The sequence below is a fragment of the Agrobacterium sp. MA01 genome, assembly GCF_009650195.1.
GTDB lineage: Bacteria > Pseudomonadota > Alphaproteobacteria > Rhizobiales > Rhizobiaceae > Allorhizobium.
The window spans coordinates 4,278,250-4,301,668 of record NZ_CP045854.1 but is presented as its reverse complement, the minus strand read 5'-3'; the positions used below and the strand labels follow the sequence as shown (position 1 = coordinate 4,301,668).

Annotated in this window: 21 protein-coding genes and 1 riboswitch; of the genes, 17 read left to right on the top strand and 4 right to left on the bottom strand. The window is 62.1% G+C overall.

All coding sequences use genetic code 11. The features are described from left to right. Positions 1-13 precede the first annotated feature (13 nt). Together GH983_RS20480 and GH983_RS20475 are read right to left on the bottom strand one after the other, a co-directional pair. Positions 14-808, bottom strand: coding sequence for an ABC transporter ATP-binding protein (locus GH983_RS20480; RefSeq protein WP_069042649.1), 795 nt, complete (start codon positions 806-808; stop codon positions 14-16). A 201-nt stretch (positions 809-1,009) separates the two neighbouring features. Beyond that, positions 1,010-1,241, bottom strand: a riboswitch (cobalamin riboswitch). Between the two features lie 122 nt (positions 1,242-1,363). Beyond that, positions 1,364-2,608, bottom strand: a complete 1,245-nt coding sequence (locus GH983_RS20475) for an NAD(P)/FAD-dependent oxidoreductase (RefSeq protein WP_246727448.1) — start codon at positions 2,606-2,608, stop codon at positions 1,364-1,366. A 160-nt stretch (positions 2,609-2,768) separates the two neighbouring features. Here GH983_RS20475 and GH983_RS20470 point away from each other — a divergent pair, with 160 nt between their 5' ends. Both GH983_RS20470 and GH983_RS20465 read left to right on the top strand, forming a co-directional pair. Beyond that, a complete protein-coding gene (locus GH983_RS20470) occupies positions 2,769-2,972 on the top strand; it encodes a hypothetical protein (protein ID WP_069042651.1) in 204 nt (67 codons plus the stop codon). 81 nt (positions 2,973-3,053) lie between these two features. Further along, a complete protein-coding gene (locus GH983_RS20465; protein WP_069042652.1) occupies positions 3,054-3,878 on the top strand; it encodes a manganese catalase family protein in 825 nt (274 codons plus the stop codon). A gap of 441 nt (positions 3,879-4,319) precedes the next feature. Here GH983_RS20465 and GH983_RS20460 read toward each other — a convergent pair whose 3' ends face one another. Together GH983_RS20460 and GH983_RS20455 are read right to left on the bottom strand one after the other, a co-directional pair. Then, positions 4,320-4,499 carry a hypothetical protein gene (locus tag GH983_RS20460; protein WP_054149345.1) on the bottom strand — a complete coding sequence of 60 codons (180 nt, stop codon included), beginning with the start codon at positions 4,497-4,499 and terminating at the stop codon, positions 4,320-4,322. 13 nt (positions 4,500-4,512) lie between these two features. Beyond that, on the bottom strand, positions 4,513-5,058 hold the full coding sequence (locus GH983_RS20455) for a DUF4142 domain-containing protein (RefSeq protein ID WP_069042654.1): 546 nt from the start codon (positions 5,056-5,058) through the stop codon (positions 4,513-4,515). 141 nt (positions 5,059-5,199) lie between these two features. On the opposite strand from GH983_RS20455, the gene GH983_RS20450 reads away from it, so the two are divergent. The 15 genes from GH983_RS20450 (at position 5,200) to hutU (ending at position 23,403) form a co-directional block, all read left to right on the top strand. After that, positions 5,200-6,153: a sugar-binding transcriptional regulator gene (locus tag GH983_RS20450; protein ID WP_069042655.1), complete on the top strand. Its 954-nt coding sequence runs from the start codon at positions 5,200-5,202 to the stop codon at positions 6,151-6,153. Positions 6,154-6,300: 147 nt separating this feature from the next. Beyond that, positions 6,301-7,614, top strand: a complete 1,314-nt coding sequence (locus GH983_RS20445) for a sugar ABC transporter substrate-binding protein (RefSeq protein WP_153763358.1) — start codon at positions 6,301-6,303, stop codon at positions 7,612-7,614. 144 nt (positions 7,615-7,758) lie between these two features. Beyond that, positions 7,759-8,631 (top strand): carbohydrate ABC transporter permease, encoded by an 873-nt coding sequence (locus GH983_RS20440; RefSeq protein ID WP_153763357.1) that lies wholly within the window; start codon positions 7,759-7,761, stop codon positions 8,629-8,631. 11 nt (positions 8,632-8,642) lie between these two features. Continuing rightward, on the top strand, positions 8,643-9,467 hold the full coding sequence (locus GH983_RS20435; protein ID WP_153763356.1) for a carbohydrate ABC transporter permease: 825 nt from the start codon (positions 8,643-8,645) through the stop codon (positions 9,465-9,467). An 11-nt stretch (positions 9,468-9,478) separates the two neighbouring features. Next, positions 9,479-10,477 (top strand): ABC transporter ATP-binding protein, encoded by a 999-nt coding sequence (locus tag GH983_RS20430; protein ID WP_153763355.1) that lies wholly within the window; start codon positions 9,479-9,481, stop codon positions 10,475-10,477. Beyond that, positions 10,474-11,253, top strand: a complete 780-nt coding sequence (locus GH983_RS20425; protein ID WP_153763354.1) for an L-iditol 2-dehydrogenase — start codon at positions 10,474-10,476, stop codon at positions 11,251-11,253. Before GH983_RS20430 ends, GH983_RS20425 begins: the two co-directional genes overlap by 4 nt. Positions 11,254-11,287: 34 nt before the next feature. Then, positions 11,288-12,772, top strand: coding sequence for a mannitol dehydrogenase family protein (locus GH983_RS20420; protein WP_153763353.1), 1,485 nt, complete (start codon positions 11,288-11,290; stop codon positions 12,770-12,772). A 6-nt stretch (positions 12,773-12,778) separates the two neighbouring features. After that, positions 12,779-13,486, top strand: a complete 708-nt coding sequence (locus tag GH983_RS20415; protein ID WP_054149337.1) for an HAD family phosphatase — start codon at positions 12,779-12,781, stop codon at positions 13,484-13,486. Next, positions 13,479-15,104: an FGGY family pentulose kinase gene (locus GH983_RS20410; protein ID WP_153763352.1), complete on the top strand. Its 1,626-nt coding sequence runs from the start codon at positions 13,479-13,481 to the stop codon at positions 15,102-15,104. Before GH983_RS20415 ends, GH983_RS20410 begins: the two co-directional genes overlap by 8 nt. 136 nt (positions 15,105-15,240) lie before the next feature. Beyond that, on the top strand, positions 15,241-16,614 hold the full coding sequence (gene hutF, locus GH983_RS20405; protein WP_153763351.1) for a formimidoylglutamate deiminase: 1,374 nt from the start codon (positions 15,241-15,243) through the stop codon (positions 16,612-16,614). A 43-nt stretch (positions 16,615-16,657) separates the two neighbouring features. Beyond that, complete coding sequence (gene hutH / locus GH983_RS20400; protein WP_153763350.1) at positions 16,658-18,166, top strand: histidine ammonia-lyase; 1,509 nt, start codon at positions 16,658-16,660, stop codon at positions 18,164-18,166. Then, complete coding sequence (gene hutI, locus GH983_RS20395; RefSeq protein WP_153763349.1) at positions 18,163-19,383, top strand: imidazolonepropionase; 1,221 nt, start codon at positions 18,163-18,165, stop codon at positions 19,381-19,383. The genes hutH (GH983_RS20400) and hutI overlap by 4 nt, the downstream gene beginning before the upstream one ends. Further along, positions 19,380-20,915 (top strand): histidine ammonia-lyase, encoded by a 1,536-nt coding sequence (gene hutH / locus GH983_RS20390; protein WP_153763348.1) that lies wholly within the window; start codon positions 19,380-19,382, stop codon positions 20,913-20,915. Before hutI ends, hutH (GH983_RS20390) begins: the two co-directional genes overlap by 4 nt. Position 20,916: 1 nt before the next feature. Beyond that, positions 20,917-21,717, top strand: a complete 801-nt coding sequence (gene hutG, locus GH983_RS20385) for an N-formylglutamate deformylase (RefSeq protein WP_153763347.1) — start codon at positions 20,917-20,919, stop codon at positions 21,715-21,717. Between the two features lie 12 nt (positions 21,718-21,729). Further along, on the top strand, positions 21,730-23,403 hold the full coding sequence (gene hutU / locus GH983_RS20380; protein ID WP_069042666.1) for a urocanate hydratase: 1,674 nt from the start codon (positions 21,730-21,732) through the stop codon (positions 23,401-23,403). Positions 23,404-23,419: the final 16 nt, after the last annotated feature.

Sequence of the window (23,419 nt, the reverse complement as noted above, 5' to 3'; positions counted from 1 at the left end):
GATCCTTCTAAAATCAGGTCAAGGCAAGGGAAAAGGAAAAACGATGGGATCGAGCGCCCTCCGCCTGCTGGCGCGCGGCGAGGACACCGAAGGTTCCGGACAGGGCCTGTTCGGTCAAAACAGCTTCCGGTGGGCCGAACGCATTCATCCGGCCGCCATGCATCAGGGCAATATGCGTTGCAAACTCGGCGGCGAGGTTAATGTCGTGCAGCGTGGTGATGATCGTCAGGTTTAAAGCGCCGAGCAGATCGAGGATCTCGAGCTGGTGGCGGATATCCAGATGGTTGGTCGGCTCGTCGAGTATGAGGATTTCAGGCTTCTGCGCCAGCGCACGCGCCACCAGGACACGCTGCTTCTCACCTCCTGACAAGGTCGAGAACTGCCGGTTCGCCAGCCGCAGCAGATCGAGATGGTCGAGCGCGTGCTCTGCTTCGGCCCGGTCTTCTTCGCTCCAGCCCGCAAGGCCTTCGCGCCAGGGAACGCGCCCCATCATCACTACGTCGCGGACGGTGAAAGGGAAGTCGCCCGGCATTTCCTGCAGAACGACCGCCACCCGACGGGCAAGCTGGCGGGCACTCATCTGCCAGATATCCTGGCCGTCGACCTCGACGCGCCCCTCCAGCGGGCTAACACCGCGATACAGGCAGCGAAGAAGCGTGGTCTTGCCAGCCCCGTTCGGCCCGACGATTGCCAGCCGGTCGCCGGCATCGAGGGAAAAGGAAACGCCTCGGACCAAGTACTGGGATGGCTTCGGTCCCCAGCCGATATCGGTGACCCGGATCGGGCAGCCCTTGCTGGTACAGCTCATGGGCGTGCCCCCTCGAACGACGAAACGCCGAGCGTTACGCCATGGCCAAGGCCGATCGCCCGTCCCTGCGCTTCATGATCTGGAAGGAAATGCATGCCAGTCCTCCGCAGGATTTCTCCGGAGGCAAAATGGCATGCGGTCGGCGCGCCAGACGGCGCAGCGCAAAAGCCAGTTCGTATCCATCGGAACACCCCGTCCGCTTCGTTTTCTTCACTTGACGGCAGGTCTCCTGGCTCGCGGATATGCGCTTTCCATTTGCCTTCCCACGGTGACCCGCAGTGGCCCGGCGCTTTCACGCCGCGAGAATGGACAGCAATCCGCTTACAGTTGCGGGGGCAGCCACGGTCTTGGTCCCTATTGGGTCGTCCTCACCGTGTTCCCTATTAATCCCCTCGGAGTCATCCGGCGGGGAACCGTCACTGCTTGCATAGGACCTGCAGCCCCTGGCGGTCAAGCCTGGATCTTTTTGTTATGTAATATCGTTACGTGTATAGATCCGAATCCGGGTTGTCCACCTTCAAAGCGCATCCGCCCTCAGATTCTCAACGGAGGTCATTACCTCTCAGGGGCAACGAAGTTCTCATCGATCAGACGCGCGCCTCTCTGCCGGGTGGTGTAGCGCCAGATCCACTGAACACTGACAAGCAGGCGTTTCTCGAAATTGACCAGCAGATAGACATGGACGATGGCCCAGAGCAGCCAGGCGAGACGGCCCTTGAGCTGCCAGGAGCCGAAATCGAAGATGGCTGCGTTTCTTCCGATGACCGCCGTGTTGCCGCGATTACGGAAACGGAAGTCTGGCACAGCCGCTCCTTTCAGGAGGTTGGCCTTGAGCGCTTTGCCGAGGAACGTCCCCTGCTGTTTGGCCACCTGTGCGAGCGCGGGCAATGCTTCGCCATTTTCTCCCAAAGCCAGCGCGGTATCGCCGATGGCGTAGACCCCGTCCATGCCATCAACCGAGAGGTCGCGCACCACCGGCAGGCGCCCGCCCGGGCCCGGCGAAAGGCCAAGCCATTCCGCGGCCGGCGATGCTTTGACCCCGGCTCCCCAGACGATGCAGCTCGCCGGCAGGAAAGCATCCTTGACCTTAACGCCCTCGGCAGTCACGTCTTCGACAGGCGTGTTCAGCCTGATATCCACGCCGATGTCGCGCAGATAGTCGGCCGCATAGGTCGAGAGATTTTCGGGGAAGGTTGCCAGAATACGCGGACCGGCCTCGACGAGGACGACGTGAAGTTGCTCTGGTCGCAGGCTACGGAAATCACGATCAATCATGAATCGACCGAGTTCTGAAATGGCGCCGGCCATTTCGACGCCGGTCGGGCCGCCACCGATGACGACGCTGGTCAACAGGCGGCGCATCTCTGCCTCATCCTGGCTTCGCTCGGCCTGCTCGAAGGCGAGCAGGAGGCGGTGACGAATCTGGCGGGCTTCGTGAATCGATTTCAGCCCCGGTGCATGTTTCTGCCAGTCCTGATGGCCGAAATAATTGTACTGCGAGCCGGTCGCGAGAACGAGGCGGTCGTAGGAGATCGCTGCGCCATCGGCGAGAGAGACTGCGCGGGCGTCCGTATCGATCGACACCACCTCTCCCATCAGCACGTGGATGTTGTCCGATCGTCCCAATGTACGGCGGATCGGCTCGGAGATATCCGCAGGCGAAAGCGCTGCCGTCGCGACCTGATAGAGCAATGGCTGAAACAGATTGTGATTGCGCCGGTCGATCACGGTCACGTCGACTTCTGCGTCTGCCAGAGCCTTTGCGCAGGCAAGGCCTCCAAAACCTGCGCCGACTATCACGATGCGCGGCCGGCTCCCGATACTGGATCGTTCTTCCATCATCACCTCACTGTCTGCGCGAATTGTTCCGGGACAACCTGAAGGCGTCCGGAATGTTCCTGGGGAACTGTTCGCAGTCGGGACGGTTGGTCACGGAGAGCTCAAGAAGAGGAGACCCAAGATGGGCATGAACGCACCGAAAGATGGCAAGCCGGGAACAACGGATCAGTCGCCCCGCTGGGAAGGACCGCAGGAGAATCGACCGACGGGATATCTGCCGGCCAAGGACAATCCTAAGGTCGACCGGGATGCCGTGGGCGAAAATTTGCAGGACCCGGAAAAGCGAAATCTCGGCGATTCGCTGAAGACCCGCGACGACCAATAACCCCACTCCTGATGGTCAGAAAATCAGGAACAAGCCGGTAGGGTCCTTTTTAGGCAACCGTCAAACACGAGGAAAGATGCGATGTTCTATACCGACAATAAGTTGCAATATCCCGTCCGAGTTGAGACCCCGGACCCTCTGTTTGCCCGCGCCCTACAGCAGGCGATCGGAGGCGTGGAAGGAGAAATCCGCGTTGCCATGCAGTATTTCTTCCAGGCCTGCGGCGCCCGGGGCAACCCGAAGTTTCGCGACCTGCTGATGAACACAGCAGCGGAGGAACTGGGGCATATCGAGATGCTCGCAACGGCAGTTGCCATGAACCTGGAAGGCGCCCCCCTGTCACTCAAGGAAGAGATCGCGGCCGATCCAGTCGGTGGCGGGGTTCTTGGCGGCATCAACCTCAAGAACCTTCTCTCGGCGGGGCTCTCTGCCATGCCGGTGGATTCGGACGGTGTGCCCTTCGACATGTCGCACATCTATGCGAGCGGCAATATCGCCGCCGACATGACCGCCAATGTTGCTGCGGAATCGACCGGACGCGTCCTTGCTACACGCCTTTACACCATGACGAACGATCCGGGCATGAAGGACATGCTGTCCTATCTCATCGCCCGGGACACCATGCACCAGAACCAGTGGATGGCGGCACTGGAGGAGTTGGGCGGGCCGACAGGCGTGTTCCCGATTCCGAACAGTTTCCCGCAGGAGCAGGAAAAGCAGGAGTTCAGCTACGCATATCTCGGATTTCAGCAGAACGGCAGCGCAGCTGCAGCCGGGCGTTGGTCCGAGGGACAGTCGGTCGATGGCAAGGGACAGTTCGTGTCCCAGCCGATGCAATCTCTCGGCCCCAAGCCGGATCTGGGACGAGCGAAACCCAACAGCGGCGCTCAGACCGAGCAGCTCTGATCACGCGAGTCATAGGCCGAAAATTCTTTGTTCCATAAATGGAACAAAGCTTCTCATTACCGGTTCAGAGAGGAGATCATTGTTCCCTCCCCCGAACCTCCCCCCCGGCCGCCCCAAGGGCGCCTACCTGAACCCCGCTTCGGCGGGGTTTTTTTTGGGGATTTGCATCAGATGGATCCCCTCGACGCGCTACCGCGAGACTGGCTGGAACCAGCCTCGGAGGGAGCGGCTGCCGAAGGCCTATTGCTGAACACTGTGGGGGGGATAATCCTTGGTGTCCTCATTGTCCTGGATGCCCCCGCCGCCCAGTGCGTAAAAGCTGGCAGCGAGGATCACGAGGAGGACGACAAGAGCCAAAAGGCGTAGGGGGGACATAGCTTTTGCTCCTTATGGGAGTTGTTTGGATGGGGCGCGACTTCCCTCTGCGTTACCCGTTTGGCGTTATGGTGTGCTGATGTCTCCGGTTGCGCTGGGCGGAACGTCCGGCACGGGCGCGTGACGCGTGGGGGCGTCAGTGGGAGCGGTCTCGGTCACCTCCTGCTGAAATTCGGCCATCAGTAGCATCACGATAGCGACGAGGATTGCGCCCAAGAGGGCGGCGAGTTGCCATGTTCTACTCATCTACAGCCTTCAATCACGGATTGGTTTGGGATTGCGCTCTGACCTTGTGCATTCGGACCAGCGGATAGTTGGCAATCGCATAGGTCTTCAGACTTCCGGCCGATCCATGATCGGCATAGGCGCCCAGCAGCCTGATGGCCTGATCATGCGCCTTCATCTGGGAGGACATATAGGCGGGGTCGAACTGGCTCTCCTCTGCCTGTTCCAGCGCGGTAAGCGTCTGTTTCTGTTCCATCGACAGTTCCAGAACCATCGCGATCGAATCGGCCTTGGCGGCTTCGGTCAACTGTTTCTGGGCACGCTTGTGGTCGTCCAGCATGGTGCGGGCGAAAGCCCTCACCTCCTCGTCCTGGCTTTGCTTCAGAGCGAGTTCCGCGGACAGTATTTCGAACTCGTTGGTAGCGGCGGCCCGTTGCGCGAAGCCTTTGGGGCCCAATGCTTCAGTCTCCGCAGAAGCCTGGGGGGTCGGCAGCTGCTGGATTGGTGCCGTCTGCTGGGCCGTTGCCGTGGAGACAAGGCAAAGTGCCGTTGCGGCTGCGAGCGAAATGGAACGTGTCATGATCGTTCTCCTTGAACAATGGGGTTAAAGGTTCAACCCGTCAGCCTTCAAACCGTTCCAACACATGCACGAGCGCGGAGCCCGGATTTGACAGGAGAGGGCAAAATTGGCAGCAGTGTTTCCACACGGAGAGGAGACCGCATGGCACGGCGTGGCGAGGGGCAGACAAGACTGGACGATGCAGCACGGGCCGGATGGCTCTACTATGTCGCCGGCAAAACCCAGGACGAGATCGCGGCTGCCATGGGCATATCCCGACAAAGCGCCCAGCGCCTCGTATCCCTTTCGATTGCGGAAAAGCTGATCAAGGTCCGGCTCGATCATCCCATCGCGGCATGCCTGGAACTTGCCGAAGCCGTGAAGCGCAAGTTCGGCCTGAAGGCGGTGGAAATCGTTCCTACCGATCCCGGATCCGAGTCCGCGACAGTGGGAGTGGCTGAAGCGGGCGCGGCGCAACTGGAGCGCTGGCTGAAACAGCCCGAGCCACTGGTCATCGCGATGGGAACGGGTCGAACACTCCGGTCGATGATCGATCAGTTGTCTCCGATGGAATGTCCGCAGCACAAGATCGTCTCGCTCACGGGGAACATCAGCCCCGACGGGTCGGCTGCCTATTTCAACGTCATCTTCTCCATGGCCGATGCGGTGAAGGCACCACACTTCCCGATGCCGCTGCCGGTCATCGTCTCCTCTCCCGCCGAGCGGCAGTTGCTGCATGACCAGCCTCTGGTCGCGCCGACAATCGCGCTCGCGCGCCGATCGGACGTCACCTTTGTCGGCATCGGCGAGATGAACATGCGTGCTCCGCTTCTCGTCGATGGCTTCCTGAAGGCCGACGAGATGGAAGATCTCCTGCAGGCCGGCGCGGTTGGAGAGATCTGCGGCTGGATCTTCGGGGACAACGGCGAGTTGCTGACCCATCCGGTCAATGAGCGGGTTGCGAGCTTGCAAATTCCCGCCCGGGAAACCTCGACCGTGATCGGTCTCGCACGGGGTCGGCGCAAGCATCCGGCCATCCTGGCGGCCGTCCGGGGTCGACACATCAATGGGCTGATCACGGACGAGGACGCTGCGCGTCACCTTCTGGCGAGCTAGGCTTCTATAAAATTTTAATTCCAGAACAGTTGGTTAGCTATTTCATGCGGCAGCGCAGCATGAAATGCGGATTGACATTTTCTGCTCTACGATTGAGTAATTGCCCATGAGCAAAGCGAATGCTCATTTTTCTTCTGGGAGGAAGACATGACATTGAAGACGATTTTGCTGGGCGCGTGCTCGGCGCTGGCGCTTGCCGGCATGGCCTCGGCCGAAACCCTCACGATCGCGACCGTCAACAACGGCGACATGATCCGCATGCAGGGCCTGACCTCGGAATTCACCTCGGCCAATCCCGACATCCAGGTTGAATGGGTCACACTCGAAGAAAACGTTCTGCGCGAACGTGTGACGACGGACATCGCCACGAAGGGCGGACAGTACGACATCATGACGATCGGCACTTACGAAGTTCCGATCTGGTCCAAACAAGGCTGGCTGCTGCCGCTCGAAAACCTTGGCGCCGACTACGATGTCGATGATCTGCTTCCGGCGATTCGCTCAGGCCTGACCGGCGAAGACGGCAAGCTCTATGCTGCTCCGTTCTACGGCGAATCCTCGTTCATCATGTACCGCAAGGACCTGATGGAGAAGGCCGGGCTCACCATGCCGGACGCTCCGACCTGGGAGTTTGTGGCCGACGCGGCGCGCAAGATGACGGACCGCGCCAACGACATCAACGGCATCTGCCTGCGCGGCAAGGCGGGCTGGGGCGAGAACATGGCCTTCCTGACGGCCACATCGAATGCGTTTGGCGCCCGCTGGTTCGACGAGACCTGGAAGCCGCAGTTCGACCAGCCGGAATGGAAGAACACGCTCGACTTCTACGTCAAGCTGATGAACGACGCCGGCCCGCAGGGCGCGTCCTCGAACGGCTTCAACGAGAACCTCGCGCTCTTCCAGCAGGGCAAATGCGGCATGTGGATCGACGCCACCGTCGCTGCCTCCTTCGTGACCAACCCGAAGGATTCGACCGTTGCCGACAAGGTGGGCTTCGCACTCGCTCCCGACACGGGCCTCGGTAAGCGCGGCAACTGGCTCTGGGCCTGGAACCTCGCCATTCCGGCAGGCTCCCAGAAGTCCGAAGCTGCCGAAAAGTTCATCTCCTGGGCAACCAGCAAGGCCTATGCGGAACTCGTCGCTTCCAAGGAAGGCTGGGCCAACGTTCCTCCGGGCACGCGGACCTCTCTCTATGAGAACCCGGAATACCAGAAGGCAGCCCCCTTCGCGAAGATGACGCTCGACTCGATCAACGCGGCGGACCCGAAGAACCCGACCGTCAAGCCGGTGCCTTATGTCGGCGTGCAGTTCGTGGCGATCCCCGAGTTCCAGAGCCTCGGGACCTCCGTCGGTCAGCTCTTCTCGGCAGCGCTGGCCGGGCAGATGTCGGTCGATGATGCGCTGGCCCAGGCCCAGAGCCTGACGGAGCGCGAAATGACCCGCGGCGGCTATATCAAGTAATCCACCCTCCCAAACCCACCTGCCCGGATTGCGATCCGGGCAGGACAGGCGCCGACCGTTTGCGGCCAATGCCGGTCGTCGTCACTTTGCCTCCAACGGGCCTGCGGAACTCACCTCCGACATGCCAACTGGGCGATCTTCACCATGGCTACTCAAAACACACGCACCCTGGCCCGTCTGATGATGGCGCCTTCCCTCGGGCTCCTGCTGATCTGGATGATCGTGCCGCTGGCCATGACCTTGTGGTTCTCCTTCCAGAACTACAATCTGCTCAATCCGGCCAATGTCAGCTTTGGCGGGCTGTTCAACTATCGCTATTTCTACACCGATCCGGCCTTCTTCCAGTCCGTCTGGAATACGCTTCTGATCGTGGGTGGCGTGCTTTTCATCACCATTGTCGGCGGCATTCTTCTCGCACTGCTGCTTGACCAGCCGATGTTCGGACAGGGGATCGTGCGTATCCTCGTCATCTCGCCCTTTTTCGTCATGCCGCCGGTTGCCGCGCTGATCTGGAAGAACATGATCATGCATCCAGGCTACGGCGTGCTCGCCGACATCAACCGGGCCTTTGGCATCAGCCCTGTCGACTGGTTCGCGCAATATCCGCTGCTCTCGATCATCATCATCGTTGCCTGGCAGTGGCTGCCGTTCGCGACGCTCATTCTGCTGACCGCCCTGCAGTCACTTGATGGCGAGCAGCAGGAAGCGGCCGAGATGGATGGCGCGCGCTTCATCGACAAATTCATCTATCTGACGCTGCCGCATCTCGCCCGCGCGATCACCGTGGTCATCCTGATCCAGACCATCTTCCTGCTCGGGGTCTACGCGGAAATCCTCGTCACCACCAATGGCGGTCCGGGTTATGCCTCGACCAACCTCGCCTTCCTCATCTACCGCACCGCACTGCTCGGCTACGATGTCGGCGGAGCCTCTGCGGGTGGCATCATCGCCGTCGTGCTCGCCAACCTCGTCGCCATCTTCCTGATGCGCGCCGTCGGCAAGAACCTGGACCGGTAAGGAGATCCGCCATGGCCCGTGCCACAAGCCCCCGCCGCAAGATCGTCTTCACGGTCCTCGCCTGGAGCATCGCCTTCGTGATCTTTTTCCCGATCCTCTACACGCTGATCACCAGCGTGAAGACGGAGACGGAAGCGATCCAGGGCTTCGACCTGATCCCGACCTTCACGCTGGAAAACTACGTGACGGTGCAGACGCAGCGCGACTACATCAAGCCGTTCATGAACTCGGTCATCCTGTCTGTGGGCTCGACGATCCTGGCACTTTTCGTCGGCATCCCGGCCGCCTGGGCCATGGCGTTTTCGCCGACCAAGCGGACCAAGGACATCCTGATGTGGATGCTCTCGACCAAGATGATGCCTGCAGTAGCCGTGCTCGTTCCGATCTACCTGCTGTTCCGCGACTTCGGTCTGCTCGATACCCGGATTGGTCTGACGATCATGCTGACGCTGATCAACCTGCCGATTGTCATCTGGATGCTCTATACCTATTTCCGCGAGATTCCGGGCGAAATCCTCGAAGCCGCGCGAATGGACGGTGCCTCGCTTTTCAACGAGATCGTCTATGTGCTCGCGCCCATGGCCCTGCCAGGCATTGCCTCGACGCTTCTCCTCAACATCATTCTCGCCTGGAACGAAGCCTTCTGGACGATCCGTCTCACCACCACCAATGCGGCGCCGCTAACCGCCTTCATCGCCTCCTTCTCCAGTCCGCAAGGGTTGTTCTGGGCGAAACTGTCGGCTGCCTCGACGATGGCCATTGCGCCGATCGTGATCCTCGGCTGGTTCAGCCAGAAGCAACTCGTGCGCGGCCTGACCTTTGGCGCCGTCAAGTAAGGAACCCGACCATGGGCAGCATCAAACTCGAACAGCTCTCCAAGTCCTTCGGCGAGCATGCGGTCATCCCGGGGATCGACCTTGAAATCAACGACGGTGAGTTCGTCGTCTTCGTCGGGCCGTCCGGCTGCGGCAAGTCCACGTTGCTGCGCCTGATCGCCGGCCTCGAAGACGCGACCGGCGGACGCATTGTGATCGACGGCAAGAATCAAACGCATACACCGCCGGCGCAGCGCGGCCTGGCAATGGTGTTCCAGTCCTATGCACTTTATCCGCATATGAGCGTGCGCTCGAACATCGGCTTTCCGCTGAAGATGGCGAAGGTCGACCCGGCCGAGATCAACCGCAAGGTCGAGGAGGCAGCGCGCATATTGAACCTCACCGATTACCTGGAGCGCCGGCCCGGGCAACTCTCCGGCGGTCAGCGACAGCGCGTCGCTATCGGCCGTGCCATTGTCCGCAATCCCCGTTGCTTCCTGTTCGACGAGCCGCTTTCCAACCTCGATGCGGCGCTTCGCGTCGCCATGCGTCTCGAGATCACCGAACTGCATCAGAAGCTCAAGGCAACCTCGATTTACGTGACCCACGACCAGGTGGAGGCCATGACCATGGCTGACAAGATCGTGGTTCTCAACAAGGGCCGCATCGAGCAGGTGGGATCGCCGCTCGACCTCTATCGCAGCCCGGCCAATCTCTTCGTCGCCGGCTTCATCGGTTCGCCGAAGATGAACCTGATCTCCGGCAAGGCGGCTTCCGCCCATGGCGCCCACACGATTGGCATTCGGCCGGAGCATGTCACGCTCTCGCTCGACAGCGGCATGTGGCGTGGTCTTGTGACAGTCGCCGAACATCTTGGCTCCGACACGTTCCTGCATGTCGAGGTGGATGGTGTCGGCACGATCACCACGCGGACAGGAGGGGAATTCCCGGTCCGTCATGGCGACACTGTTTATGTGACACCGGATCTCAATCGACTGCACAAATTCAATGACAAGGGACTGGCAGCATGACCGGCAGATTGAGCGGAAAATCGGCAATTATCACAGGCTCAGCCCGCGGCATCGGCCGGGCCTTTGCGGAGGTCTATATTCGCGAAGGTGCAACGGCGGTTGCGATCGCCGATATCGATTTCGACCGCGCATCGGCAACGGCATCGGAGATCGGCCCTGCGGCCTATGCCGTCCGGATCGACGTCTCCGATCAGGCATCGATCGACGCAGCGATTGCTGCCTGTGTCGAACGCGCCGGCGGCATCGATATTCTGGTCAACAATGCCGCAATCTTCGATCTCGCTCCGATCATCGAGATTTCCCGCAAGAGCTATCAACGCGTTTTCGACATCAATGTCGGAGGAACGCTGTTTACGATGCAGGCCGTGGCCAAGCAGATGATGGCGCAAGGGCGTGGTGGCAAGATCATCAACATGGCGAGCCAGGCCGGACGACGCGGCGAACCGCTGGTCGGCGTCTACTGCGCCTCGAAGGCTGCCGTCATTTCGCTCACCCAATCGGCTGGCCTCGACCTCATCCAGCACGGGATCAACGTCAACGGGATCGCGCCTGGCGTGGTCGGCAGCGAGATGTGGGACGAGGTCGACGCGCTCTTCGCAAAGTACGAAAACCGTCCGCTTGGCGAAAAGAAGAAACTTGTCGGCGAGGCGGTCCCCTTCGGCCGTATGGGCCGGGCGGAGGATCTGACCGGCATGGCAGTCTTCCTCGCCTCGGCGGAAGCCGACTACATCGTCGCCCAGACCTACAATGTCGACGGCGGAAACTGGATGAGCTGACGGCTCGTGCGGCCCCCAGCCAAGGAATGCACTCATGACGATCAAACTCTCGCTTGCAACTCTGGCAGATATCGGTGACCGGGCGTCCCTGCCCTCCTATCGCCGCGAGGACATCCGTCCCGGGATCCTGCATTTCGGCGTCGGCAATTTCCACCGCGCCCATATGGCGATCTACCTGCACGAACTCTTCAACAGCGGTCGCGATCTCGATTGGGGCATTATCGGCGCTGGTGTCATGGCCTCCGACCAGCGGATGCGTGACACGCTGAAAGCCCAGGATTTCCTCACGACCGTGGTCGAGCAGGATATCGATCGCTCGGCCGCGACCATCACCGGGCCGATGCTGGATGTCATCACGGCACCGGATTTCGATCGGATCATCGCGACGCTCTCCTCCCCCGATATCCGGATCGTTTCGATGACGATCACGGAGGGTGGGTATTTCATCGATGCGGCAACCGGCAAGTTCGATCATGATCATCCGGCGATCGTCGCCGACGCGAAGAACCCTGGCGAGCCGAAGACGGTCTTCGGACTGATCATCGCCGGCCTCAAGGCGCGCCGCGCTGCGGGCGTTCCACCCTTCACCGTCATGTGCTGCGACAATATCCCCGGCAATGGCGAAGTCACGGAAGCCACCGTCTGCGGGTTGGCGCGCCTGTCTGATCCTGATATCGCCGACTGGATCCATCACAACGTCGCCTTTCCGAATTCCATGGTGGACCGCATCACGCCTGCGACCGGACAGCGGGAGATCGACCTCACCCGCGAAAGTTACGGGATCGAAGACGGCTGGCCCGTGTTCTGCGAGGGCTTCAAGCAGTGGGTGCTTGAAGACAAGTTCCCGCTGGGACGCCCCGCTCTGGAAGACGTGGGCGTGACCTTTGTGCCCGATGTGGCACCCTACGAGTTGATGAAGCTCAGGATCCTGAATGGTGGCCATGCGGCAATCGCCTATCCGGCGGCGCTGATGGACATTCATTTCGTGCATGAATCCATGGAGAACCCGCTGATCCGGGCCTTCCTGGCGAAGCTCGAAAACGACGAGATCATCCCGGTCGTGCCGCCTGTGCCTAACACCAGCTTGCAGGACTATTTCGCGCTCATCGAGAACCGCTTCGCCAATCCGAAGATTGGCGACACCATCCCGCGCCTGGCGCAGGATGGCTCGAACCGTCAGCCCAAGTTCATTCTACCCTCGACAGCAGATCGTCTGGCCCAGGATCTGGACGTGCAAGGCCTTGCTCTCGTCTCGGCCCTCTGGTGTCGCTACTTCGAAGGCACGAGCGACGGCGGAAAGCCGATCGCCTTCAACGATCCAAGCGCGGAGCGGCTGCACGCGGCTGCACTCACCTCTCGGAATGATCCCATGGCTTTCATCGGGATTACCGACATCTTTGGATCCGTCGGAGCCAATCCGCAGTTCCAGAAGCGATTCGGTGAAGCGATCGCAAGCTTGCGGAGCCAAGGCGCCGCCGCTACGCTCCAGCGCTATCTCGACGGAACCCTTGCAAGCTGAGTGACCATGGACCCGCAGCCGATCCGCCTGGTGATCTTCGACTGTGACGGGGTTCTCGTCGACAGCGAAGGCATCGCGCTCGAGGTTCTGGTCGAAGCGCTGGCCGAAACGGGAATTGGATTGACGACCAACGAGGCGGCGGAGCGCTTTCTCGGGCGAAGCCTTGGTTCGCTGACAGAGGTGGTTCGATCCGAATTCGGTGTCGAAATCGATCCCGCTTTCCTGGCCGGCATGCGGGATAGGCTTTACGCGCGGTTTCGTGCGGAATTGGCAGCCCTTCCAGGGGTCGCATCCGCCATCGATTCGCTCAAGGCCATGCAGGTCTCCTGCTGTGTGGCCTCGTCCAGTCAGCGGGAACGGATCGAGCTCTCCCTGTCCGTGACCGGACTTCTTCCCCGTCTCAGCCCACATATCTTCAGCGCGACCATGGTCGAACGCGGCAAACCCGCACCCGATCTCTTCCTGCATGCTGCCGCCCAGATGGGTGTCGCGCCGTCGCAGTGTCTCGTGATCGAGGACAGTCCCGCCGGTATCCGTGCGGCGCAAGCCGCCGGCATGAAGGTCATCGCCTTTACCGGCGGATCCCATACCGGGAATGCCAGCTACCGGGAGGCGCTCACGCATCTGAAGCCGGATGGGCAGTTTGACGCGATGGAGAATTTGCTCCACTTTGTGCGCGGAGCGAGGAGACCGGAAGATCTGACTGATGCGTGAGCACCTCTTGGCCGTGGATGTTGGCACGGGCAGTGCACGGGCCGGGGTGTTCGATCTCAGCGGTCGGCAACTTGCCCGCTGTGTCGTCCCGATCAGCGTTCACCAGCCTCTGCCCAAGCATATGGAGCAGGACAGCGAAGAGATCTGGGCGGCAGTCTGCAGCGCGGTTAAGTCTGCCCTTGCCGAGAGCGGAATTTCTGCTGCTCAAGTCCTGGCCCTCGGGTTCGATGCCACATGTTCGCTTGTCGTGCGTGACCGCGATGGACGCCCGCTTTCGGTCTCAGAAACACGCTCGCCGAACCTCGACACCATCTTGTGGATGGACCATCGGGCGCTCGAGGAAACCGAATACTGCAACGCGACCGCCGATCCGCTGCTCGAACGCTTTGGCGGGCGGCTTTCGGTCGAGATGCAGATCCCGAAACTGCTCTGGCTCAAAAGGCACAGAGCGGATCTCTGGGCCGAAAGCGCACAAATCTTCGATCTCTGCGACTTCCTGACCTGGCGCGCGACCGGCTCCGAGAAACGCAGCCATTCAGCGCTCGCCTCGAAATGGGGCTATATGCCGGAGGCGCCCGGTGGGCCACCGATCGACTACTACCGGAAAGTTGGACTCGGCGATGTCATGGAGCGAGCGGGGCTGCCGCCCCTTTCGGAACAGCCGGGTCAGGCGATCGGCTGCCTCTCCCGAACCAGCGCCGCGGAACTTGGTCTCGACGAGCAGTGCCTTGTCGCCCCGGGGCTGATCGATGCTTACGCGGGAACTGTAGGCCTCTTCGCCGCGGGGGAACGGCCGAACGTCACGCTCGATGCCGAAGCCGTGCTGATTGCAGGCACTTCGAGCTGCATCGTGCGGCTTTCGAGCGAGCCTGTGTCCGGCATCGGCTGCTGGGGCGCCTTTCGGGATGCCGCGATCGCCGGCCTCTGGTTGACCGAGGCCGGGCAATCCGCCTCGGGTGCCTTCCTGGACCACATTGTAACGCAACATCCGGCTGGCGGGATTCCGGTGAAGGCACGCCACCGGGCAATCCTCGACGGGATCGCCGAGTGTCTGGCGAGCGAGGGACCAGATTTCGGTCTGCCGATCAGCGTCCTGCCGGACCTGCACGGTACACGCTCACCCGTGTCCGATCCGATGCTCACCGGGACAATCGCGGGGCTCGATCTCGATCGCAGTGAGCGCTCCCTTCTCAGGCTCTACTGGAGAAGCTGCGTGGCGCTTGCCTGCAGCATCCGCCATATCATCGACCATCAGCCGCGCCGTGCGGGAGCGCCGAGACAGCTTCTGTTGGCCGGCGGCCTGGCCGACCATCCGCTTCTGGCGCAACTCTATGCCGATGCGACCGGCTGCGATGTCTTCGTGCCGATCGACTGCGACGCCGTTCTGCTCGGCTGCGCACTGCATGCGGCTGTTGCCGCTGGCGCCTTTTCGACTTCTGCCGAAGCGGGGAGCCGGATGCGGTATGCCATGAAGCACTTTCCTCCATCGCCGAAGCGGCAACAGGCTCTCGCGCGAGATCACGCGCTGCTCTTGGCCATGATGCGGCATCGCGAAGAACTCGCGACGCTTGCAAGCCCTCAAGGCAGAACGCAGGACGCCGTTTCCCTGGCCATCTGATCCCACGCGGCCTCAAGAGTCGAGGTCTCGGCCGCGTGCAGTCAACGGAACACCGGATCCGACGGCGCATCGGTGCCCTCTTGCGCCGAAGCTTGGAACCTGCCATGTTGCCTATACAACTTGCAAAGGTTTCGAGATGAAAGCTTCTCAAAGTCTGTTCTGTGAGCGCGTGCTTCTGCCCGAGGGCTGGGCAAGCGATGTGACAATCGGGATCGATCAGAGCGGCTCGATAGCCACGATCGAACGCGGCACGGTGTATGGGCCAGATTCAACCATGCTGGCCGGACCCGTGGTTCCAGCACTGCAAAACCTGCATTCTCACGGGTTTCAGCGGGCAATGGCCGGTCTCGCCGAGATCGCCGGCTCAACCGATGACAGCTTCTGGACATGGCGTGACACCATGTATCGGCTGGTCGGGCAGATGTCGCCTGACGATGTCGAGGCTGTTGCAACGAAGTTGTATAGTGAACTTTTGAAAGGTGGTTTCGGTCATGTCGCTGAATTTCACTATTTCCACCATGCTCTGCCTGAGGTCGGCACGTCCGACGGCTTCGAGATGTCCAGCCGTATCCTGCGTTCGGCCGAGACGGCCGGGATAGGCCTGACGCACCTGCCGGTCTTCTATGCCCATGCCGGCTTCGGAGGGATCGAGCCCAATGCAGGACAGCGTCCGTTCATTCATAGCGTCGACAGTTTCCTGGCTCTTCTCGATCGGCTGGCGCCTGCTTGCACGACTGCCGATGTGCGCCTTGGTCTGGCAATCCATTCGCTGCGGGCGGCGACGCCGGACGAGATGCGCGCGGTCCTCTCGGCGGAGCAAACTGGCGGGCCCATCCATATTCATGTGGCCGAACAGGAACGGGAGGTGGAGGACTGCCTTGCCTGGAGCGGCCGCCGGCCGGTCAGCTATCTGCTCGACGAGTTTGCGCTCGACGAGCGCTGGTGTGCCATCCATGCGACGCACATGACGGCGGAGGAAACGGCACGGCTGGCGAAGTCAGGTGCGGTCGCGGGTCTCTGCCCGGCCACCGAAGCCAATCTCGGCGACGGGATCTATCCCGCAACGGAATTCACGGCCCTGGGCGGGCGCTTCGGGATCGGCACGGACAGCCATGTCGCAACCTCGGTGGCGGAAGAATTGCGCGTGCTGGAATATGGGCAGCGGCTGCGCGATCGACGCCGCAACCGGCTTGTATCCGGTCCTGGCGCCTCGGTCGGCCGCACGCTGATCGACGCCAGCCTCTCCGGCGGGGCCCAGGCTGCGGGTCTCAAGACGAGCGGTCTCCGCGTCGGCGCGCGCGCCGATCTTGTCGTACTCGACGGCGCTAACCCTTTCATCGCCGCTGCCAAAGACGATCAGATCCTCGACCGCTGGATCTTTGCGCTCGGCAGCGAGGCCGTGCGCGACGTGATGGTTCGTGGAGACTTCGTGGTTCGGGAGGGTCGCCACCGTGCCGAAGAGCGCATCGACGGCGACTTTGCCCGCGCGCTGAAGAGGATCCTGCAATGAGTTTCATTAGCCGGCGAATTCTTTTCAGCAGATGGAGCGCCTGATGGTGCAGACGATCACTCTCGATAAGGTGCTGACTTCTGATGCGATCGCCGCGATTGCCGAGGGCGCCAGGCTGGCCTTAAGCGAAACGGCGCGGCAGCGGATCCTCAAAGCCCGCGCAATCGTTGAAGCCCTGGTCGACCAAGGTATCCGTGGCTATGGGATCAATACCGGCGTTGGCGCACTTTGCGACGTGGTCATCGATCGCGAGGACCAGGCATCGCTTTCCCGCAATCTGCTGTTCAGCCATTCCTGTGGTGTCGGTGAACCGCTCGGGCTGCTGGAGACCCGCGCGATCATGGCAGCCCAGATCGCCAATTTCGCGCATGGTTATTCGGGCATCCGGCTTGAGGTCGTCGAGACGCTCATCGCCCTCCTGAACGGCGATGTGCTTCCGGTGATCCCATCCAGGGGCTCCGTCGGTTACCTGACACATGGCGCGGCGATCGGGCTTGTCCTGATCGGATCAGGCGAATGCCGTCATGACGGAAAGCTACTGTCCGGCGCAGAAGCGCTGGCATCACTGGGTCTCAAGCCTCTGATACTCCAGGCGAAGGAGGGCCTGAGCCTGATCAACGGAACACCCTGCGCCACGGGTCTTGCTTCGCTTGCCGTGACCAGGCTCACGCATCTTGTCGATTGGGCAGATGCGGCTGCCGCGATGAGCTATGAGAACCTCGGCACGCAGACAGGCCCATTTGCGGAAATGCCGCTTTCCCTGCGGAAGTCCGATGGGCTGCAGCAGGTCGGGCAGAACTTGCGGACATTGCTGGCCGGAAGCGTGCTTCTGGCGGAATCTGCGGGCAAGCGGACGCAGGATCCGCTCAGCCTCAGGGCCGTGCCGCATGTGCATGGCGCGGTGCGCGATGCGCTCGCGGAGGCGCGGGCGGTGGTGGATCGGGAGCTTGCGAGCGTCACCGACAACCCCGCTGTCAGCGGATCGCCTGAAGACCCGAAAGTGCATTCGCAGGCGCATGCGGTCGGTGCCGCCCTTGGGCTCGCCATGGATCATCTGGCGACGGCCGCAGCCGAACTCGCCGCCATTTCCGAGCGGCGGATCGACCGCCTGGTCAACCCGCTGGTGAGCGGTCTGCCGGCCTTTCTCGCATCGGGCAGCGGCGTCGAATCCGGCTTCATGATCATTCAGTATACAGCGGCAGCACTGGTGGCGGAAAACCGCCGGCTGGCGATGCCGGCAAGCCTTGACGGTGGCATCACATCCGGCCTGCAGGAAGACATCCTGACCCATGCGACGCCAGCAGCTGCCAAGGCGCTCGCCATCCTCGACAATCTCGAGACGGTGCTTGCCATCGAACTGACCGCCGCCGCGCAGGCCCATGACCTGCAGCCATCCAAGGCCAAGAGAGCTGCGATGACGCAAGGGATCTACGAGCGGCTTCGCCATGTGGTGCCCGTCTACCAGGACGATCGGCCCATGAACGGCGACATCCAGCAGATCCGGATACTCCTGAAGACGACGGCTGCATGGTCGGAGAGCGAGGGCGCATGACGACTGTACTCACCAATGCTCGGCTCGCGACCATGGCACCGGGCCTGCCAGGGCTCGGCGTGATCGAGAATGGCAGTCTGGTGATAGATGGCGGGCGGATCGTGGCCGTCGGCGCGGCGAACGATATCACGACCCCCAGCGGTGCCGACGTCATCGACTGCGAGGGGCGCTGCGTGACCCCGGGCCTGATCGATTGCCACACCCATCTGGTGCATGCCGGCAATCGGGCCAAAGAATTCGAGATGCGTCTTGCCGGCGCTTCCTATGAGGAAATTGCACGCGCTGGCGGCGGTATCGTCTCGTCGGTGCGCCAGGTGCGCGAGGCGAGCGAGGAGGATCTTGTCACCCAAACCCTTCCCCGGCTCGATGCGCTGATCGCCGAGGGTGTGACGACCGTTGAGGTCAAGTCCGGCTATGGGCTGACCGTCGATGACGAGCTCAAGATGCTGCGTGCTGCGCGTCAGCTCGGAGACGAGCGTCGGGTCGCCGTCACGACGACCTATCTCGGCGCCCACGCAACGCCTGCCGACTACAGGGGGCGCAATCGCGCCTTCATCGAGGAGGTTGTGCTGCCGGGCCTGAGGGCTGCCAAGGTGCAAGGACTGGTCGATGCGGTGGACGGCTTTTGCGAAGGCATCGCCTTTTCTCCTGAGGAGATGCGGATTGTCTTCGACGCGGCGAAATCTCTCGGACTGCCGGTAAAACTGCATGCGGATCAGCTGTCGAACCTCCATGGGGCAGCCCTTGCAGCCGAGTACCAGGCGCTGTCGGCCGACCATCTGGAATACACGGATGAGGAAGGTGCTGCCGCAATGACGCAGGCCGGAACCGTCGCGGTGCTGCTGCCAGGCGCCTACTACTTCATCCGCGAGACGAAGAAGCCGCCGATCGAGTTCTTCCGCAAACACGGAACGGCCATGGCGCTTGCCACGGACTGCAATCCCGGGACCTCGCCGCTCACCTCCCTGCTGCTCACCATGAACATGGCCGCCACGCTGTTTCACATGACGGTCGAGGAATGCCTTCTTGGTGTCACCCGCAATGCCGCCCGCGCGCTCGGGCGTCTCGATACGGTCGGCACCATTGAGGTCGGCAAGCAGGCCGATCTTGCCATCTGGTCGGTCGAGAGCCCGGCTGAGCTTGTCTACCGCATCGGGTTCAATCCGCTGCATCAGCGCATCTGGAACGGCCACATCACCAAAGGAATTCTGTCGTGACCATTACGCTTCACCCCGGCCGCGTCTCTCTCGCCGAACTGGCCGAGATCTACTGGAGCGGCGAAAGTGCCGTGCTCGACCGCAGTTTCGATGCCGGCATCGAGAGGGCGGCCGCGCGCATTGCCGAAATCGCCGCCGGCAATGAGCCGGTCTATGGCATCAATACCGGCTTCGGCAAACTCGCCTCGATCAAGATCGATGCTGCCGATACGGAGACGCTGCAGCGCAATCTGATTCTCTCGCATTGCTGCGGCGTGGGCCAGCCGCTGGCGAACAATATCGTGCGCTTGATCATGGCGCTTAAGCTGATCTCGCTCGGTCGCGGCGCCTCCGGCGTTCGCCTGGACCTGGTGCGGCTGATCGAAGGCATGCTGGACAAGGGTGTCACCCCGCTCATTCCAGAGAAAGGCTCCGTCGGTGCATCCGGCGATCTCGCACCGCTTGCGCATATGGCCGCTGTGATGATGGGAGAGGCCGAGGCCTTCTATCAGGGCGAACGGCTTTCCGGCGCCGAGGCGCTGAAGCGCGCGGGGCTGACGCCCGTCGTGCTGGCGGCCAAGGAAGGTCTGGCGCTGATCAACGGCACGCAGGCCTCGACGGCGCTGGCGCTGGCCGGCCTGTTCCGCGCCCATCGGGCTGCACTGGCGGCACTGATCACCGGCGCGCTCTCGACGGATGCAGCCATGGGCTCGTCAGCGCCCTTCACCGCTGACATCCATACGCTGCGCGGCCACAAGGGCCAGATCGATACGGCAGCGGCATTGCGTGGCCTGCTCGCCGGTTCGGTGATCCGGGAAAGCCATCTGGACGGCGACGAACGTGTGCAGGATCCCTATTGCATCCGTTGCCAGCCGCAGGTCGACGGCGCCTGCCTCGACCTGTTGCGCATGACGGGCCGGACACTCGAAATCGAAGCGAACGCCGTCACCGACAATCCGCTGGTGCTTTCCGACATGAGCGTCGTCTCTGGCGGCAACTTCCATGCCGAGCCGGTGGCCTTCGCTGCCGACCAGATCGCGATTGCCGTCTGCGAGATCGGCGCGATCGCACAACGGCGCATCGCGTTGCTGGTCGATCCGGCCCTCTCCTACGGGCTGCCGGCCTTCCTCGCCAAGAAACCGGGGCTCAACTCCGGTCTGATGATCGCGGAGGTCACGTCGGCTGCCCTGATGAGTGAAAACAAGCAGATGGCCCATCCGGCCTCTGTCGATTCGACGCCGACATCCGCCAATCAGGAAGACCATGTGTCCATGGCCTGCCATGGCGCGCGGCGCCTGCTGCAGATGACCGACAACCTCTTCTCGATCATCGGCATCGAGGCGCTGACGGCTGCCCAGGGCGTGGAATTCCGCGCGCCCCTGACGACAAGCCCGGAACTGCAACGCGTGATCTCCACCTTGCGTGCCCATGTCGCCACCCTGGAGGAGGACCGCTACATGGCCCCCGATCTGGAGGCCGCCGGTCGCCTGGTGGCGGATGGGACCTTGGTTTCGGCGGTCTCCGCCGGGATACTGCCGGGGCTGGAGGGCTGAGATGGCCGTCTTCGAAATCACCCAAGGCAACTCGCCCGTCATTCTCGCCTTCCCGCATACGGGCACGGATGTCCCACCCGCGATCTGGGATCGGCTTGATGATAACGGCAAACTGCTGGCCGATACCGACTGGCATATCCATGAACTCTATGCCGGCCTGCTGCCGGGTGCGACGGCGGTCAGGGCCACGTTCCATCGTTACGTGATCGATGCGAACCGCGACCCTGATGGCGTGAGCCTCTATCCGGGGCAGAACACCACCGGCCTCGTTCCGGAAACGGATTTCGACGGGGTGGCGATCTGGAAAAGCGGCGAAGAGCCGACCGAGGGCGATATCGCCGATCGGCTGGCAGGCTTCCATCAGCCCTATCATGCGGCGCTGAAGGCTGAAATCGAGCGCGTGAAAGCGTTGCATGGCGTGGCGGTGCTCTATGACTGCCATTCGATCCGTTCGTTGATCCCCTTCCTGTTCGAAGGGCCTCTGCCGGACTTCAACATCGGCACGGACATGGGCCGCACCTGCGATGTCAGGATCGAGAAAGCCGCCGCCGAGATCGCCGGTCGGGCCGAGGGATACACGTCTGTGGTCAATGGCCGCTTCAAGGGCGGCTGGACGACACGGCATTACGGGCAGCCGGAGACCGGCGTGCACGCCATCCAGATGGAACTGGCGCAGGTCACGCATCTGGCCACCGAAGCACCACCCTTCGCCTATGACGCCGGGAAGGCCGAGGCGCTGCGACATCATCTCAAGAAGATTCTGACATCAATCGAAGCCATCGCGCTCGATCTGAAACGCTGAGGAGCGAGGACCATGAGCAATCCCAGACACAATATCCGCGACGTCCGCGCCGCCACCGGAACCGAACTCTCGGCCAAGAGCTGGATGACGGAAGCGCCGCTGCGCATGTTGATGAACAATCTCGATCCCGATGTTGCCGAGCGGCCGCATGAGTTGGTCGTTTATGGCGGCATCGGGCGTGCGGCCCGCACCTGGGACGATTTCGACAGGATTGTCGAGACGCTGAAGACGTTGACCGAAGAAGAGACGCTGATCGTCCAGTCGGGCAAGCCGGTCGGTGTGTTCCGCACCCACAAGGACGCGCCGCGCGTGCTGATCGCCAATTCCAACCTCGTGCCGCATTGGGCGACCTGGGATCACTTCAACGAGCTGGATAAAAAGGGGCTGGCCATGTACGGCCAGATGACCGCCGGCTCGTGGATCTATATCGGCACGCAGGGCATCGTGCAGGGCACCTATGAGACCTTCGTGGAGGCTGGCCGCCAGCACTACAACGGCAATCTCAAGGGCAAGTGGATCCTGACCGGAGGCCTTGGCGGCATGGGTGGTGCCCAGCCGCTCGCCGCCGTCATGGCCGGCGCCTGCTGCCTTGCCGTCGAATGCGACGAGACCCGCATCGATTTCCGCCTGCGCACCCGTTACGTCGACGCCAAGGCGCATACGCTGGACGAGGCGCTTGCCCTGATCGACCAGTGGACGAAGGCCGGCGAAGCCAAATCCGTCGGCCTCGTCGGCAATGCCGCCGAGATCTTCCCGGAACTCGTGCGTCGCGGCGTGCGCCCTGACATCGTCACCGACCAGACCTCGGCCCATGATCCAATCCATGGCTATCTGCCGCTCGGCTGGACGGTTGCCGAATGGCGGGCAAAGCAGGAAAGCGATCCGAAGGCGGTGGAAGTCGCCGCACGCGCCTCGATGAAGACCCATGTGCAGGCCATGGTCGACTTCTGGAACAGGGGCATTCCGACGCTCGACTACGGCAACAACATCCGCCAGGTCGCCAAGGAAGAAGGCTTCGAGAATGCCTTTGCCTTCCCCGGCTTCGTGCCGGCCTATATCCGCCCGCTCTTCTGCCGCGGCATCGGCCCGTTCCGCTGGGCGGCACTTTCGGGCGATCCGGAGGATATCTACAAGACCGATGCCAAGGTGAAGGAGCTGCTGCCCGACAACACGCATCTGCATAACTGGCTGGACATGGCACGCGAGCGCATCGCCTTCCAGGGTCTGCCCGCCCGCATCTGCTGGGTCGGCCTTGGCGATCGCCACAAGCTCGGCCTCGCCTTCAACGAGATGGTGCGGACTGGCGAGCTGAAGGCACCCGTCGTCATCGGACGTGACCATCTCGACAGCGGCTCCGTCGCCTCGCCGAATCGCGAGACGGAAGCGATGAAGGACGGCTCGGACGCCGTGTCCGACTGGCCGCTTCTGAACGCACTCCTGAACTGCGCCTCGGGTGCGACCTGGGTCTCGCTGCATCATGGCGGCGGCGTCGGCATGGGCTTTTCACAGCATTCCGGCATGGTCATCTGCGCCGATGGCACGGACGATGCTGCACGCCGGCTGGAGCGGGTGCTGTGGAACGATCCGGCGACCGGCGTGATGCGCCATGCCGATGCGGGCTATGACATCGCGCTCGACTGCGCCAAGGAAAAAGGCCTTCGTCTGCCCGGCATTCTCGGCAATTGAGGGGACGCGAAACGCC